Below are 17,597 nucleotides of genomic sequence, written 5' to 3'. Positions count from 1 at the left end.
TCTATAAAGATGGCCTTATAGCAAACCTAGGAGAAAACTATAACTGTCTCTCCATAGAGAAGGGATGCTTAAATGATGATCCGAAGAAAATTAGTGGTAAAGCTTAGCATCCCTGCTTTTCTACAGTTAGAAAATAACCCAAAAATCAATGAATAGAATTCTTTTAACAGCTACTGCTTTCTTCCTGATACTGGGACTTTCGGCAGTAGGATTTGCCCAAAACCGTGCGTTCGACAATCCCGTTTTGGCGGGTGATCGACCTGATCCGACGGTGGTGAAAATCGGCAAGTTTTACTACGCTTCCGCCACTTCCAATGAATGGGCGCCGCTTTTTCCGATCTTCAAGTCCATAGATTTGGTGAATTGGGAATTGGTCAATTATATTTTTCCCGCTGGTGCACCGGACTGGGCGAAAAATAATTTTTGGGCGCCAGAGCTTTCTTACGATGCGGAGCAAAAGAAAATATACGCCTACTACACCGCACGGGACAAAGAAAGTAACCGCCTCTCTGTGGCAGTAGCCAGTGCTGATTCTCCTGAAAGTCAATTCACTGACCACGGTCCGCTAGTAGCTCAGGAATACGGCTCCATTGATGCTTTTGAGGCTCGTGATGAAAATGGTAAAATCTACGTCCTGTGGAAGGAAGACGGAAACAGCAAGGGACAAAAAACACCGATTTGGGCGCAGGAAGTGAACGAAAATCGCACTGAATTGATCGGAGAGAAACATGAGCTTTTCCGCAACGATCAGCCCTGGGAAGGTGGACTCGTGGAAGGCGTCGCCATTTTTCAAAAAAACGGCTACTTCTATGCGACTTATTCTGCACGCGGTTGCTGCGAAATCAGCTGTGATTATGTCACGGGGGTAGCTCGAAGCAAAACTCTTTTGGGACCTTGGGAAAAGTATGACATGAACCCAGTTTTAAAAGACAATGAAAACTGGAAATGCGCCGGTCATGGGACTGTGGTGGAGAAAGATGGGGATTTTTGGATGCTTTATCATGCTTATAATACGGAAGGATCTGTGTACGTGGGACGTCAGGGAGTTTTGGAGAAAATAGAATGGACTGCTGATGGCTGGCCAATTTTAGCAAACAATGCCGGCTATGAGCGAAGTAAAGCTTCTCTGGAATTCACTGATAATTTCAAAAAACGACTGGATCCAGTATGGCAATGGCGTGTGACTCAGGATATTCAATACGAAACAGGTAAAGCTGGTCTGAAACTGCAAGCCTCAACTGAAAATGAAATGCTGGGAACGCTTTTGGTGCAAGGCACCAAATCATTGGATTATCACTATGAGGCCACAATTATTCCAGATCAGAAAGCAGCTGCAGGATTGGCGGTGATCGGAGGGGCAAATAACGGATTTGGTGCTCCTCCGGCTGGAATGGGCATTTCGGTAAAGGGAAATCAGCTGATCCTTTGGGAGACTATCAATCAAAAGACCAGAGAAATAGCAACTCAAACAATTCCTGATAGCAAAGAAGTCAAGTTGATCTTGAGCATGAAGGACGGCTATAAAATGACTACTTCAGCTATCGTGGATGGAAGAGCAATTCAAGTTGGTGAAGAACAAGATGTGAAGCATTTAGTCCCTTGGGGCATGGGCTTCCGACTTGGATTAGTGGCAAAGGGAGGAACAGATTCCTATGCGCATTTCAAGGAAGTGAGGATTTATTAGGAGTAGCTAGTAATTAGTAGTAGGTATCAAGAATATTCCATCGTGCATATTTAAGTAAATCTTGATTTAGACAATGAGTGAAGTAAACAACTTTCTGCTTTATACTGCACCTTCGGGTGAAGTCCGGGTACAGGTTTTCCTGCAGGATGAGAGTGTTTGGTTGACCCAAAAGGCGATGGGTTTGCTCTTTGATACAACACCACAAAACATAACCATACACCTTAAAAATGTTTATGAAAGTGGTGAATTAGAGGAGATTGCAACTTGTAAGGAAATCTTACAAGTTCAGCAAGAGGGTGAAAGGAAAGTCTCTCGAAATCAAAAATTTTATAACCTTGACGCCATCATTTCTGTCGGATACCGTGTCAATTCATCCAAAGCAACTCAATTTAGAATCTGGGCTACGCAAACCTTAAAAGAGTATATCATTAAGGGTTTTGTGATGGATGATGAGCGTTTAAAACAGGGCACTACTACCTTTGGCAAAGATTACTTTAAGGAATTGCTTCGTAGAGTTCGTTCAATCCGAGCGAGCGAGCGCAGAATCTACCAACAAGTAACCGATATTTTTGCTGAATGCAGCATCGACTACAATCCTAAGTCCGAGATCACGAAAAACTTCTATGCCATGGTGCAAAATAAGTTTCACTTTGCTATCACGGGAAAAACGGCAGCTGAAATCATTCATCTTTCTTCAGATGCAAAGAAGGATAATATGGGACTCACAACTTGGAAAAATAGTCCAGATGGCAGAGTGTTAAAATCCGATGTTATCATAGCTAAAAACTACCTTCAGGAAAACGAAATCTCGCAATTGGAAAGAGCCGTTACAGGATACTTTGACTACATAGAAGGACTAATAGAACGAGAAAACACGTTCACCATGGAAGGTCTTGCGGAAAGTGTAAACAAATTTCTAACTTTTAACGAGTACAAAGTACTTACTGGCAAAGGGGTTATATCCAAACTACAGGCGGACAAAAAAGCAGTGAGTGAATATGAAGACTTCAATAAGACTCAAACAATCATCTCTGACTTTGACAAAAAAATCAAACAATTGAAAAAGAATTAAGGCCGAGGCATAACTGAAGAAGTTATCAAATAAGAAATCCTTTCCTCGAAAATAAAAACAATAAACCTCATATACCTATGAAAAAAACCCTTACAATTGCCGCGTGTCTACTCTTTGCGCAGCAGCTAGCGTATGCTCAAACCTCCTCCTTCAAACCCGTGGAAGGGAAAATAATGACTGAATGGGCTACGCAGGTCACTCCTGAAAATGTCCATCAAGAATACCCAAGACCACAAATGACCCGAAAGAACTGGGTGAATCTGAACGGACTTTGGGACTATGCTATCAAGCCAAAAGGTCAGGCGGTTCCAACAAGTTTTGATGGAGAAATTCTGGTTCCCTTTGCCGTAGAATCCGCGCTTTCGGGTGTAGGAAAAACAGTGGGTAAAGACAATGAGCTTTGGTACAACACCACTTTTTCCACCCCTAAGAAATCAAGCAAGGACAAAGTTCTTCTGCATTTCGGAGCATCTGACTGGGAAACGGAGGTTTTTGTAAATGGGAAAAGTGTGGGAAAACACCAAGGTGGCTATGACCCATTTGACTTTGAAATTACCGAGTTTCTGAAATCCGGAAAATCCCAAAATCTACAAGTACGCGTGTGGGATCCGTCTGATGATGGCCCTCAGCCACGAGGCAAACAGGTGAAGAATCCGAATAGCATTTGGTACACTCCGGTGACTGGCATCTGGCAAACAGTCTGGTTGGAAACAGTTCCTGCTTCCTACATTTCCGGTTTGAGAAATGCCTCTGATATTCAGTCCGGACAAATCATGGTGACTCCAGAAGTGGCTGATGCCGCCGCTGGACAGCTGGTGAAAGTAGCTGTGTGGAAAGATGGTATCATGCTCGCTGAGCAAACGATCAATCCATCTCAAACAGCCAAGTTGACCATCAAAGATGCTGAGCTTTGGGCTCCGGGAAATCCGGTTTTGTATGATTTGAAACTAGAATTAATTGACGGAAAGAAAGTAGTCGATGCTGTAGAAAGCTATGCGGCTTTGAGAGAAATCAGCATGGCTCCGGATGAGAATGGCATTCAACGCATGATGCTAAACGGCGAGTTTTTGTTCCAATATGGTCCACTCGACCAAGGTTGGTGGCCAGATGGTTTGTACACCGCACCTAGCCATGAAGCAATGGTTTTTGACATTCAGAAGACTCAGGACATGGGTTTCAATATGATCAGAAAGCATGTGAAGGTGGAGCCTGCCACTTGGTATCATGCCTGTGATAAAATGGGAATGCTTGTGTGGCAGGATATGCCGAGTGGTGATATGGGAAACGGTTGGGAGATGAAGGTAGGTGTATTGGGAAGTGGTACAGACCGTGATCGAACTCCTGAGTCTGAGGCGATTTTCCGAGTAGAGTGGAAAGAGATCATGGATGATTTTTACAATTTCCCTTCAATCGTAGTTTGGGTGCCTTTCAACGAAGCTTGGGGACAGTTTAAAACCAAACAAATCACCCAGTGGACCAAAAATCATGATCCTTCAAGATTGGTAAATAGTGCCAGTGGTGGCAACTTCGAAATGGAAGGAACAAAAATAGCAGGTGACATCATCGATTTGCACAACTATCCTGATGCGAAAATGCCGGCTCCAGGGATTTTTGGTAGGGAAAACATCCTTGTTTTAGGTGAATTTGGAGGTTTGGGACTTCCTGTGGATGGGCACGTATGGCAGCAAAAAGACAACTGGGGCTACCAGAGTTTCAAGAATCAGGATGAGTTATTCGATCGCTATGCCGGTCTGATGACTAAGCTTGGAGAATTGATTGAAGCAGGGCTTTCGGCGGCAGTTTACACACAGACTACCGATGTGGAAATAGAGACAAACGGATTGATGACATATGACAGAAAAGTCATCAAATTTGATGTGTCAAAGATGAAAAGCATTCACGCACCTTTATATACTAAGTAATCCCAATGAAAAATCATTTCAACAAAACCTTTGGTGCAATAGCGCTGGGGGTTTTACTTTACAGTTGCGAGAGCAAACCAAAAGAAGAAACTAAAGTAGAAGATACTTTACTAGAACAGATATTTGGCACTACATTTCAAGATAAAAAAGTGGAAACATACGAGATCAAAAATGCCAATGGCATTAAAATGAAAGTCACCAATTTTGGAGCACGTGTAACTAATCTTTGGGTTCCTGATAAAGACGGAAATCTGGTGGATGTGGTACTCGGATTTGAGACCTTGGACGGCTATTTAGAAAGCAGCGAAAAGTACTTTGGAGCAGCGATTGGCCGATATGGTAATCGCATCGCCGATGGAAAATTCATGCTAAATGGTGAGGAATATACCTTGCCTCAGAATAATAACGGGCAGACACTTCATGGTGGTCCTGGGGGAATGGACTTTGTGATTTGGGATGTGGAAAAGTCTGGAGAAAACGCATTGATCTTCAGTTATACTTCTCCGGATGGAGAAGAAGGCTTCCCTGGAGAGCTGAAAGTGAAGATGATCTACACACTCACCGATGACAATGAATTCAAGGTCACTTATGAGGCCGAAACCGATAAAGCCACGCCGGTAAACTTGACTCATCACTCCTTCTTTAATCTAAATGGTGCGGGTAACGGAACAGTTCTGAACCATACGCTACAGCTGAATGCCAGCAAATACACCCCGGTGAACGAGGTGTTGATTCCCACAGGTGAAGTTCCTTCGGTGACAGGAACTCCTTTTGATTTTACTACTCCTACACAAATAGGTGAGCGAATCGAAAATGAAAATGAGCAGTTGAAATTTGGTGGTGGGTACGACCACAACTGGGTACTGGACAAAACTGGAAATGGCTTGACACAGGCCGCCGTGATCTCCTCTCCACTGACGGGAATAGAAATGGAAGTGTGGACAACTGAGCCTGCGATCCAGTTCTACAGCGGTAACTTCCTAGATGGCACGATCACAGGAAAAGGTGGAAAAGTCTATGAACAGCGGTCGGCATTTTGTCTGGAAACTCAGCATTATCCAGATTCTCCAAATCAACCGAATTTCCCTTCTACGATTTTGGAGCCGGGAGAAAAGTACGAACAGACATGTATTTATAAGTTTGGACTAAAATAAAACCCATTCTATCTAGAACCTTGCATATTCCACTCGCTAGCGGAATGTGCAAGGTTCTTTATTTTTACAAAAGAAAAATCTAATTGCAGTTGATAGGGGTTTTAATTATAAATGAATCACTCAAAACACATAATGGTAATTTGTCAAGGTTTAATTAGAATATAACTAGAACAAAATCATTCTTTGGGCTAAAATGCCTAATAGACTGTTTTTTGTTTATATTTTTCTGAACCCATCTATGGTTTAAAATTTAAACAAACCATAGAAAAGGATTATATTTCTTTTGAAACTTTCCTAGCATGCCTCGCTCAAAAAAACAAAACTCCAATTCTGTAAGCCCTACTGCATTTTCTCACATGAATTTGAGTGAAAGTGGCAAAGAGTTATTTGAAGTAATTGAGAATATATCTGGAGTTGGGTTTTGGAAAGCCAATTTACAAACAGGAGAAAATCAATGGTCAGATCAATTTTATAAGATCTGTGGGTTGGATCGTCTAAAGAATCCTCCAAGCACCGACCTTGGGCTTTCTATCATACATCCGGAAGATAAAATTCTTGCTCAAAAAGCTTTTGAAGACAGCATAGAACAAGGGAAACCATACCAACTGGAAAAAAGAATTATATGGCCTTCAGGAGAAATTAGGCATGTAGTCTCTGAAGGAATCGTCGAATATGATAAAGAGGGGAAGCCTCATTTCTTACTAGGGACTTTTAAAGATATTACTAATCTCAAAGGTAGAGAAAGCGAGCATGCAGCTACCTCCAGCGAACTGGGTAATATATTGGACTACTCACTTGATCTGATTTTTTTGTTTGATGCCAATGGACTCATAGCGAAAGTTTCTGAAAGTGTAATGGAGACCTTAGGATATTCAAAAACAGAGTTAGTAGGAAAGGAATATGTTAATTTTTTGTATCCACCTGATTTAGAAAAGACCCATGGGGCTTTTGAAAGTGTTTTAAGAGGGGAGAAAGTCAGAAACTTTGAAATTAGATTAATTGACTCAAAAGGGAAGCTCCTCTACTTTAATTGGTCTGGTAATTTAAAAGAAGATACGAATCAGGTATTTGGGATAGCCCGCGATATAACGGAACTGGTAGAATTGAAAAAAAAGGGCGCTCAGGAGAAATTCAGAGTTCAAACTATTCTCGACTCCTCACCGGATTTAATCTGGAGCGTGGATAGAGATTTCAAGCTAGTCAGTGGCAATGATACGTTTTTGAAGCACCTTAAAAACTCAAAAGGATGGGAAATTAAGCCTGGTGAATTGATTCTTTCACAGGAGTTATTTTTAAATGAGGAGATAAAATACTGGGAGAGAAATTATAAAGAAGCATTAAAGGGAAAGGTGATATATTCCGAAGAAAAAGCCGTTTCGGCTAACGGCGAATCCCCTATATTTTTTGAGACCAAAATAACCCCAATCGAAGTAGATGGAGAGATTGTAGGGTTAGCATGTTTCTCTAGGGATGTCACTGAAAAAAGATCCGCTTCAGAAAAAATAAAGGAGCAAAACAAGCAGCTTCTCAAAGGCCAAGAAATATCTAATATAGGTTACTGGGAGAGTGATTTGAAAACCAAGGAAGTTTTTTGGTCCGATGAAATGTATAAAATATGGGAGGTTAATAAGAATGCTCAAGCCATAACTCATGACTTTTTCTTTCAGTCAATACATCCAGAAGATCAGAATACTTTTTTATATCACATGAATAGGGCTTTGTCCAAGGAAAAGAAATTGGATGTTGTGTATAGAATTATTTTAGCAGGAAATAGATTCAAATACATTCATGAAAAAGGGGAAGCCATTCAAGATGAAAATGGAGAAATAGTTTTATTCAGAGGAACGGCGCAGGAAATAACCAAAGAGAAGGAAATTGAACTTGAGCTCAAGGATAGAAATTTATTTATCGAATCTACCCTAAACAATGTCCCACTAGGAATAGCAGTAAACAAAATCAGTGATGGTGAGGCTACCTATATGAATAAAGCCTTTTCGGATATTTATGGATGGCCAAAGTCCGAACTGCTCAGTGTAGATGATTTCTTTACTAATGTCTATCCTAATCCAGAATATCGCAACTGGATTAAAACAAAGATACTTGAAGACATCACTAGTGAGGATCCAGATAGAATGTCTTGGGAAGGCATATTTATCAACACAAAAGATGGTCGAGAAAGAATAATAAATGCAAAAAATATTCCGGTACCTGATTTGAATCTGATGATTTCCACGGTATCAGATGATACCGAGCGCTATTTGGCAGAGCAAGCGTTGAAAGTCAGCAATGATCGATTTACCCTTGTTTCGGAGGCAATTTCAGACGCAATTTGGGATTGGGATTTGGAGAATGACTCTGTCTTTTTGGGTCAGGGGTTTAATAGACTATTTGGCTATCCCGAAAATCAAAATCAGGCTTCTGGAGATCTATGGTCAAACGCTATTCATCCGGATGATCTCGAGAGAATTGAAAGCAGTATACAAAATGCGAGACAGGATTTATCTCAGAAATATTGGTCAGGAGAATATCGTTTCAGGAAGTATGATGGTAGTTATGCTTTTGTTAATGAAATGTCTATTATCATAAGGAACAAAAAAGGAAACGCGGTAAGAATAGTTGGTGCTATTCAAGATATTAGTGATAGAAAAGAATACGAAAACTCACTGCAAACTCTCAACGAAAACCTTAAAAAAGCAAATCACGAACTTGCACTTTCTAACCAGGAGCTGGAGCAGTTTGCATATGTTGCTTCGCATGATTTGCAAGAACCTCTTCGGATGATCACCAGTTTTATGGGGTTGATCGAAAAGCGCTACGATGCTGTCCTAGATGAAAAAGGTAAGCAATACATTCATTTTGCAATAGATGGCGCAAAAAGAATGCGTGAGATCATTTTAGACCTGCTGGAATTCTCTAAACTTGATAGTGTCAAAGAAACCAAAACCTGGGTGGAGTCAAAAGAATTGCTAGAAACCTCTCTGCTTTTTTTGAAGAAAAATATTGATAAAGCGAGACCTGTTTTTCATATTGATCCGCTTCCTAGGGTCTATGGGCACAAAAACACATTGGTTCAGTTATTTCAAAATTTGATCTCAAATGCTATCAAATATCAGCCACATGGGCAAAAGGCAGAAATCTGGGTTTCTTGCATTGAAAAAGAAAATGAATGGGAGTTTTCGATCAAAGACAACGGCATTGGAATAGCAAACCAATACTTGGAAAAGATCTTCGTGATTTTTCAACGGTTGCATTTAAAAGGAACTTACTCTGGGACAGGTATAGGGCTAGCTATTAGTAAGAAAATAGTAGAACTTCACCAAGGGAGAATCTGGGCAGATTCAACCCTCGGCGAAGGAACTAATTTCTATTTCACTCTTAAAAAACCACCTGCTGAATGAAGAAAATGAAAAAGGTGATCTATAAATTCCCGATTATTTTAGGGATTTTTGCATTTATACTATCCTTAGGAGTTGGATTATTTCTTACACTAAAGGAATATCAATTAATCCAAATCGAAGAAAACAATAAAGTATCCCAAGCTGCGGAACTGATTGAAAACAGAATAGAGGAGGTGATTTATACAGCTAATACCTCAGTAGGTATTTTGTCTTTTTTGCTTCAAACCAATAAGGTTGATCAAAATTTCCTTGAAATTGGCAAGAACATCATAGATAATGTTGATATAATTGATCAAATACAATATTTAGATAGTGGAGTCATAGTGGCTACTTTTCCGCTGGAGGGCAATGAATCAATCATAGGCTATAATATTCTAGCCGACTCTGCGGTCGCTATGGAGGCTGCTTTGGCAATAGAAAAAAGGAAACTATTCTTTGCCGGCCCGATTAACCTTAGACAAGGAGGAAAAGGCATTTTGGCTCGTCAGCCACTATTTAAAGGTGATGAATTCACCGGATTTGCAGTAGCTATAATCGACTGGCAAAAATTCATAGATAAAGTTTTCAACGGGTTTCAAAATAACCCGGAATTTACAGTCGACCTATTCAAACATTTCCCTTCGGATGCTACTAGAAGCTCGTTACTGTCCAGTGACTTTACGGTTGCTGAGGGTCCTTTAAATGAAATTGAAATCCCTCAAGGAAATTGGGTTATTCAAGTTCAGCTCAACTCAAGCAAGACGCTTAGTTCCATCAGTTTTGCCTTAGTTGTGCGCCTACTGCTTGCTGTAATTCTTGGCTACTTAATCTATAACTTAGCGAACCAACCGAAAAAACTTGCAAAAAAAGTCAGGGAGACTACCCGTAAACTCAGACTCAGTAATCAGCGATTTAAACTGGCTTTAAAAGCAACATCTGAGGTAATTTGGGATTGGGACCTGGTGGACGGATATACTTTTCGTAGTGACAACTTCGATGAACTACTTGGGTATTCAAGTAATGAAGAAACTAATAAGGATGAGTTTTGGAAATCAAAAATTCACCCAGACGATCTACCGATTGTTGAGAAGAATTTAAAAGAGGCGTTATTTGGTGATGGGGATAAATGGTACCAAGAATTCAGATTTCAAAAAGCCAATGGGGATATAGTTTATGTCACCGATAATGCATTGATTATTCGCAATAAGTTTGGCAAAGCCATCAGGATGATAGGAGCCACTCAAAATGTGACTAAAAGGAAAGAGGCGGAACTAGACTTAGCCAATCAAAAGCAGAGGCTTTCTAATGTAATTGAGGGGACGCATGCTGGCACCTGGGAATGGAACGTGCAGACAGGTGAAGCCACTTACAATGAAACTTGGGCAAATATCCTTGGATACTCACTGGCAGAGCTGGAGCCGATCTCCATCCAAACCTGGATTGATCATTCTCATCCTGAGGACTTGAAAGAATCCAATACACAACTAGAGGACTATTTTGCTGGCAAAACCAAATCCTATGAAGCTGAGTGCCGCATGAAACATAAAAATGGGCATTGGGTATGGATAGTCGATCGAGGAAAAGTATTGTCTTGGACGCCAGATGGCGATCCATTGATGATGTACGGGACCCATGTAGATATCACAGAAAAGAAATTGAGGGAGGAAGAAATCAAAACTGCTAACCTCAACCTACAATCAGCTAATGCTGAGCTAAAATCCTTTGCGTCGATGGCTTCTCATGATATGAAAGAACCACTGCGGATGATTAGTTCTTTTCTTAAGCTATTGGAGAAGAAATACAGCCCTGTATTGGACGAAAAAGGGATTCAATACATAAATTTCTCTGTGGATGGAGCGAAGAGACTCAGTGCGTTGATTGATGATATGCTGGAGTATTCCCGTATTGGTTTTGATGAGAGTAAATTAGATCGAGTCAATCTCAAAGCGCTGGTAGAAGAGGTGATTACTCTCAAAAAGGATTTAATTTATGAAAAAAAGGCGCAAGTGAATGTAGGGGATTTGCCAGATGTCTCAGGAATTAAAACACCCATCAAAAGTGTCTTTATCAACCTAATTTCCAATGCATTGAAGTATCAAGCACAAGGAAATATTCCATTAATCTCCATATATTCTAAAACTGAGGGAGGGTTCTGCCGAATTACAGTGGAGGACAATGGAATAGGGATCGATGAGACATACTTCGATAGGGTGTTCAACGTGTTCAGTCGTTTACATAGTAAAAATGAATATTCCGGAACTGGTATAGGACTTGCGATATGCAAAAAGGTTATAACCCAGCATGGTGGAAAAATTTGGGTAGAGTCTTCAGAGAAGGGCACTAAATTTCATTTTACGCTTAAAATATATGGCAATTCAAGCGATTAATATTTTGCTAGTCGAGGACAATGAAGGAGACATCGTTTTATTAACCGAAGCCCTGAGCGATGCAAAAATGGTGAACAAAATCGATACATTAGGAGACGGAGCCGAAGCAATAGATTTACTTAATGGTCTGGCTATTAAGGATTCTGATACACTACCTGATTTGATTTTGTTAGACATTAATCTGCCCAAAATAAATGGTTATGAGGTGATCGATTTTATGAAAACTAACGCGTTGTTGGAAAACATACCCATAATAATTCTTACCACATCGTCTTCAGAGTTAGAAAATATTAAAGCAAAAAACCTGGAAGCTTATTGTTATATTATCAAGCCAGTTGAAATAGATGAATACGTGAATGTGGTAAGTAAAATTGAGGAGTTTTGGTTATCGACACTTAATTCCAAAACAAGAACATAATGCCAAAAGATGAAATTAAATACCATATTCTAGTAGTTGAGGACAATCTTGGTGATTTTGTGATTTTGGAAGAATATCTTTCTGAATCAATTCTTAATTTAAACATCCAACACGCCGAAAATTTCAAAACTGCCGCTGCTTATTTAGAACATGATGAACATACATTTGACATCGTATTTCTAGATCTTTCCCTCCCTGATAAATCTGGTGAAGAATTAGTATTGGAAATCATAAAGCGAGCAATAGGAATTCCCGTAGTAGTGTTAACCGGCTTTTCTAATTTTGAATTTGGAGGCTTGTCTTTGGCTTTGGGCGCTTCTGATTATTTACTCAAAGATGATTTGACAGCAGCAATACTTTACAAAAGTTTACTCTACAATATTCAGCGAGTCAAATTTATTTCTGAACTCAAAGAATCAAGGAGAAAATTCTCCGATCTCTTCCAATTAAACCCTTCTCCAATTATCGTATATGAATTGGAAAATTTGAAAGTCTTAGATGTAAATGAGGCTACACTTTCAAAATATGGCTATTCCAGGGAGGAATTTTTAGCAATGACTCTTTTTGATTTTCGGCCAAAGGAAGAATCCGAAACATTGAGGCAATCTCTTGCAGGATTCTGGGTAAATCAAGATTCAGATTTTCAGCGAATTACGAGGCATATAAAAAAGAACGGTGAGATTATTGATGTAGAAATAAGTCCTGCCAAAGTGAAAATTAACAACAAAGATGCAGGTTTGGTCTTGGTCAATGATATCACAGATAAACTTAAATATTTGCGGAAAATTGAGGAGCAGAATGAAGCCTTTAAGGAGATCGCATGGATTCAATCACACGTAGTCAGAGCTCCCTTGGCCAGATTGCTTGGATTAGTCAACCTGCTGGAGCTTTCAGAAAATAAAGTTGATGAAGGCACAAAAGAACTTTTGTATCACATTAAAAACTCCACATTAGAGTTGGATAAAATCGTGAGAGATATTAATGAGAAGTCTTTGAGTATTTCAGACCGATGAGTCTAAAATTAAGTTACGCTAAACCTAAAACTAATTCTATTCCTTCCCTTCAAAAATCACCCGCAGCCATTTATAAAGTAGTTATTGGCACTAATTTTCATTCGTTAGTGAGATCATGTGGTCATACACTGTCTTGGATATCCCTGCCAATTGCTCGGTTCCTTTGTCAAAATCTTCCAAATTTTTGGAAAGTAAAACCAACACATAGGAGCGACCATCCGGTAAATAAACAATTCCCGCATCATGGTGAACACCTGTGATCGATCCAGTTTTGTGTGCTACGGTCACATCTTTTGGTAAGTAAAACGGAATGATTTCGTTGAATTTCTGGTCTTTCAAAATTCTGATCATTTCATCACAATCCTGTTTTGTGCCAGCTTTTTCTTCTGCAATCGCTTTCATGATAACCATCAAATCTTTGGCAGTAGTAGAATTGCTCAGGCCTGAGTCATAGGCTTTCTGATCCTCTACTCCTCTGAGTACTTCTATCTTTTCAGCTCCCAAATCCCGCATAGTAGCCGTCACGTTTTTTGCTCCTACGAGTTCGATCAAAACATTCGTTGCCAAGTTGCTACTCACTGTGATCATGGGATACATTAGATCTTTCAGGGTTACCTTCGCACCAATTTTGTTATAAACAGCATCATCACTATCCACGCCAATATCCATACTGTATAAGCTACTATCAACTATGCTCCGGAATTCATTTTTCAGCAGAATTGAATCATTAAGATCAAGTTTCCCTTGTTTTTGCTGCTTGAAAAGCTCAATCATCACGGGTACTTTCATTGTACTGGCCGCATGAAATTCCTCGCTGGCGTTAATGAATAAGCTATCACTTGGGTCTGATAGATTGATAAATGCCACTGCGACATCGCCTTGAATAGAGTCAAGCTGAGCTTGGATCGTCGATTGTAACATTTGTTTTTTGGATACCTTAGCCTGGCAGGAAAAAAGAAAACAAATGGCTATAAAAAGGGTGATTTGTGAATAGTTAAATGATTTTAGCATAGTGGATTTCAAATTCATATTTGGGCAGTAAGTTCAAGATAAGTTTAGCAATTACTTTTCTAAAATATAGTTTAAGCCATCGTAAAAACTCGGAAAGGGTACATGACCATATTCCTCATAGGTCTTGTATTCAAAAGAGAGCCTGTCTCCCAGATCCATTTTCACTTTTTTGGTGAATTGCTGCATGGCATAATGGACTTCTTTATCCGGATCGTAGGGATCATTTAAAGAATTAGCGATGAACACCTTCTTCCCATCAAACATCTCCTTGCTTTGGAATGCCTTTTCAATCAAGCTGTCAAAATAAGGCTGCATATCTGCGTACCAGCCGGCACTGTTTCCAATGTAATTATTGAATAATTCAGGCTTTTCCAACATAGCATACATCACAAATAATCCACTAAGTGATGTTCCACGTAGTGTTCTTTCTCCATTTGAACGATACTTTTTCTCGATATAGGGTATAAGTTCAGAGCCGATAAATGAAAGGAAGTTCTTCGCTTCAGGGTTCTTCACTTCATAGGTAGGCGTGCTTAGAGGCATCATATCTCTGTCGCGGTCGGTATTGGGAATGGCTACAATAATCATTTTCACTCCAAGATCACGCGTCACCACAATGGCCTCAAGAAGCGCAGTTTCATTCCCGTCCAGAACATAGAGCACCGGATACGATAAGTTGGAGGACTCATAGTCAGAGGGAAGACTGACTATAAACTCCCTTCTCTCCTGCAGCATTTCGGACCCTATACTCTCTTTAACTCCTATTTTGAAATTCACCTCTTGAGAATAAACCAATCCAGATTTAAATAAGCAAAGAAAGAAGACTATTAGTATTTGTTTTAGCATGATTAGGTTTGTTAAAAGTATGGCCTAAGACTAAGCACCAAGTTAAGGATTGGGTCTCACTAGTTTGTCACTACATAACCCTCCAGCACTTTTTCAAAAGAGGAGATTTTCCGTTTAACCTTCTTTGAAAGTTCTTCTTTTATTAGCGGAAATTGCTCCAGAGGATCTTTTGAAAGGGAGTATATTCTACCATCTCCATACAATTTCCATTCGGTATTTTTTACATAGATAGCGTTTTCAAAATTTCCCCAGTTCGGCGCATAGTAGCAATAAATCCAGTCTCTCCGCTGAGAATTTTTCCCCAGTAACTGGCCATAAAAACTCAATCCATCGGTTTTTAAAGCAACTGAATTCTGAAAATTGGCTGTTTCAAGAAGAGTAGGCAAAAAATCAGAGAAGTCAATCAGATTATCATTTCTGCTTCCTGGCTTGATCTTTCCTTTCCAGTTTGCAATGAAAGGAACATGCGTACCTGCGGTGGTAGTATATCCTTTTGCTCCCTTGATAGCATTACCATGTTGAGAAGAGGTTACTTTTCTATCCGTACCATTATCTCCTACGAACAGAATCAAGGTATTCTCGCAGATACCAAGCTCTTCGGTTTTAGCGACGATGGAACCCACCAGCATATCCATGTAGTTCACCATTTCTCCAAAGTATATCGGGTCATTGGTCTTGGACTTGGAATCAAATTCTTCAAAGCCTGGATTTGAGGGAGTTGGCACAAATGGGTCATGAGTAATCGCCATCGGATAATAGACAAAGAATGAATCGTCCTTATTTCTCTCCATGAAAAGGTTGACCTGCTCGGTAAAAAGATCCGGTCCATACTTCCCTTCATAGGTTTCTGTGCCTGAATTAGAACTAATCCGAGGATCCTTGTACCTGCTGCCAAGTTCTTTGATTTGCCACAGGAAGTACTCATCAAATCCGGCTTCTTCCGGAAGAGAACCTATTTTTCCTCCTGCCAATTCCTGCTGACGTTCATTGCCATAAAGCTGCCATTTACCTGCAATGAAGGTCTTATATCCTGCCTGTTTCAAATAATCAGCGAAGGTGAGTTCATTTGGATCTAGCAACCCAAAGCCAATGTAATTTCTAAAGTTGTATTTACCAGTCATGATCTGCACTCTTGAAGGAGTGCATAACGGCATGGCGTATGTCTGCGTGAAATTCATTCCTTCCTTTGCCAGCTTATCCAAATTGGGAGTTTTATAATCATCAGATCCATTTACTCCCAAAGTTTCAAAACCCAAGTCATCCGCCATTATCAGGATGATATTGGGTGAAGTTTGGGCCTTTGTCTGCATGCAAAAACAAAGAGTAATCAAACAAATGAGAAGAAATGAACTGGTTTTAATCATGGTTTTGCCTGAATAGTCTTAAAAGTAAAAAAGCTACATGCTAAATACCACTAAGGGTGATAAAATCATCTTTTTAGCTTTTGATTTGAAACTGGGCTAAAGAACAGAATAATATTCTGATGCACAGAGTAATAGATACACCTAGATTTGAATAACTTAGAAAGAAAAAACCCAAAACTCCTTTAAGCCCATCTAAAGCAAATGCGCTAAGCTAACCCGAAATCCTGGTGAGATTCAGATAATTCAAGAGGTTTTGAAGGGTTTTTCAACTCATGATTAAAACCGATAAGTCATTAATTATTTCAACTCTAACTCCTATTCTATGAAGAGATACCTTTTTACACTAATTTTTATATGTGCAATTGCAAGCCTTTCAAACGCCCAAGGCATTGTTTATCCTGCCATTCAAGGATATGGTGGGGTCAATGAAGTCCCTTTTGAAACCCTGAAACCTGACCCTAATCAGAAATATAAATTTGTGGTAGAACTGAGTAATTCTATCTCTGATAAAAAGGAGCTCGCCGGATATTTGGATTATGCTGCTAAGATGTATAATGTCCATATCTACGGAGGTATCCCTAAAGAAAACATTGATATGGTATTTGTTGTTTTTGCCGGCTCCACGCCGATTACCATGAGTAATGAGGAATATAAAAAACGTTTCGAAGTAGATAATCCTAATTCAGGACTTTTGGATGAGCTCGAAAGGGTTGGTATTCGCGTTATCGTATGTGGACAATCTATGATGAAGCAGAATCTAGTCCCTGAAATGATCCACCCAACTGTGGAAATGGCAGTTTCAAGATTTACTGCAACCACGGATTTGATGAATAAAGGATACCTGCTTTTTGCACTTTAAGAGATCTATGATGAGAATAAGGACCCTAGCTCTTTTTAGTCCTCTACTGGCTTTACTTCTGCTGCAGTCGAGTTTGTACGGTCAAGAATCGGAAATCAAACAAATCCATGCCCAGCGAGAAGCGTCAAACAAAGCACTAAAGAACTTTGATGAGGTGCTAAATAATACGTTTATGACAGATGATGTATTGATCACTACTGGTGCTGGCACCTTGCTTTCTGGAAAAGCCGAATTAATAGAATATATCAAAAATGCCAAGGGACCTAAAATGTATTGGATCCGAACAGCTAATGAAGTAATCGTAAACTCCGAATTACAACTGGCTTGGGAGGAAGGCATTTGGGAAGGCTATACTGAAGGAGCTATCACTCCCGTAGTTGGTGGAAAATATGCAGCTCAATGGACAAAAAAATCAGGAACTTGGCTGATTCAGTCACAATTATTTGTGACTTTACCAAATGACTAAATGATCATAAATTAATAGTTAATT

13 protein-coding genes are annotated in these 17,597 nt (G+C 39.8%); 10 read left to right on the top strand and 3 right to left on the bottom strand.

From position 1 onward, the window contains the following. The first annotated feature begins 148 nt into the window (after positions 1-148). The 8 genes from ACPUEN_RS13940 (at position 149) to ACPUEN_RS13905 (ending at position 13,027) form a co-directional block, all read left to right on the top strand. A complete protein-coding gene (locus tag ACPUEN_RS13940) occupies positions 149-1,684 on the top strand; it encodes a glycoside hydrolase family 43 protein (protein ID WP_425636509.1) in 1,536 nt (511 codons plus the stop codon). A gap of 73 nt (positions 1,685-1,757) precedes the next feature. Then, a complete protein-coding gene (locus tag ACPUEN_RS13935) occupies positions 1,758-2,756 on the top strand; it encodes a virulence RhuM family protein (protein ID WP_425636508.1) in 999 nt (332 codons plus the stop codon). A 77-nt stretch (positions 2,757-2,833) separates the two neighbouring features. Beyond that, complete coding sequence (locus ACPUEN_RS13930; RefSeq protein WP_425636507.1) at positions 2,834-4,678, top strand: glycoside hydrolase family 2 protein; 1,845 nt, start codon at positions 2,834-2,836, stop codon at positions 4,676-4,678. Positions 4,679-4,683: 5 nt separating this feature from the next. Beyond that, on the top strand, positions 4,684-5,832 hold the full coding sequence (locus tag ACPUEN_RS13925; RefSeq protein ID WP_425636506.1) for an aldose epimerase family protein: 1,149 nt from the start codon (positions 4,684-4,686) through the stop codon (positions 5,830-5,832). A 299-nt stretch (positions 5,833-6,131) separates the two neighbouring features. Next, on the top strand, positions 6,132-9,230 hold the full coding sequence (locus ACPUEN_RS13920; RefSeq protein WP_425636505.1) for a PAS domain-containing protein: 3,099 nt from the start codon (positions 6,132-6,134) through the stop codon (positions 9,228-9,230). Further along, complete coding sequence (locus tag ACPUEN_RS13915; protein WP_425636504.1) at positions 9,227-11,596, top strand: PAS domain-containing protein; 2,370 nt, start codon at positions 9,227-9,229, stop codon at positions 11,594-11,596. The genes ACPUEN_RS13920 and ACPUEN_RS13915 overlap by 4 nt, the downstream gene beginning before the upstream one ends. Beyond that, positions 11,577-12,014, top strand: a complete 438-nt coding sequence (locus ACPUEN_RS13910; protein ID WP_425636503.1) for a response regulator — start codon at positions 11,577-11,579, stop codon at positions 12,012-12,014. Before ACPUEN_RS13915 ends, ACPUEN_RS13910 begins: the two co-directional genes overlap by 20 nt. After that, positions 12,014-13,027 (top strand): response regulator, encoded by a 1,014-nt coding sequence (locus ACPUEN_RS13905; protein ID WP_425636502.1) that lies wholly within the window; start codon positions 12,014-12,016, stop codon positions 13,025-13,027. Before ACPUEN_RS13910 ends, ACPUEN_RS13905 begins: the two co-directional genes overlap by 1 nt. 90 nt (positions 13,028-13,117) lie before the next feature. Here ACPUEN_RS13905 and ACPUEN_RS13900 read toward each other — a convergent pair whose 3' ends face one another. The 3 genes from ACPUEN_RS13900 to ACPUEN_RS13890 form a co-directional block, all read right to left on the bottom strand. Beyond that, positions 13,118-13,948, bottom strand: coding sequence for a serine hydrolase (locus tag ACPUEN_RS13900; RefSeq protein ID WP_425636501.1), 831 nt, complete (start codon positions 13,946-13,948; stop codon positions 13,118-13,120). 141 nt (positions 13,949-14,089) lie between these two features. Then, complete coding sequence (locus ACPUEN_RS13895) at positions 14,090-14,884, bottom strand: alpha/beta hydrolase (RefSeq protein WP_425636500.1); 795 nt, start codon at positions 14,882-14,884, stop codon at positions 14,090-14,092. Positions 14,885-14,943: 59 nt separating this feature from the next. Then, positions 14,944-16,194 carry a sulfatase-like hydrolase/transferase gene (locus ACPUEN_RS13890; protein WP_425636499.1) on the bottom strand — a complete coding sequence of 417 codons (1,251 nt, stop codon included), beginning with the start codon at positions 16,192-16,194 and terminating at the stop codon, positions 14,944-14,946. A 376-nt stretch (positions 16,195-16,570) separates the two neighbouring features. Here ACPUEN_RS13890 and ACPUEN_RS13885 point away from each other — a divergent pair, with 376 nt between their 5' ends. Beyond that, positions 16,571-17,107, top strand: coding sequence for a DsrE family protein (locus tag ACPUEN_RS13885; protein ID WP_425636498.1), 537 nt, complete (start codon positions 16,571-16,573; stop codon positions 17,105-17,107). 7 nt (positions 17,108-17,114) lie between these two features. Then, the gene (locus tag ACPUEN_RS13880) at positions 17,115-17,573 is read left to right on the top strand and encodes a DUF4440 domain-containing protein (protein ID WP_425636497.1); all 459 of its coding nucleotides are present in this window, start codon (positions 17,115-17,117) and stop codon (positions 17,571-17,573) included. The last annotated feature ends 24 nt before the right edge of the window (positions 17,574-17,597 follow it).

Origin of the sequence: Algoriphagus yeomjeoni (genome assembly GCF_049821175.1) — a bacterium.
Classification (GTDB): domain Bacteria; phylum Bacteroidota; class Bacteroidia; order Cytophagales; family Cyclobacteriaceae; genus Algoriphagus; species Algoriphagus yeomjeoni_A.
Note: the sequence above shows the minus strand (reverse complement) of the source record. Positions and strands in the feature narration are given on the sequence as shown.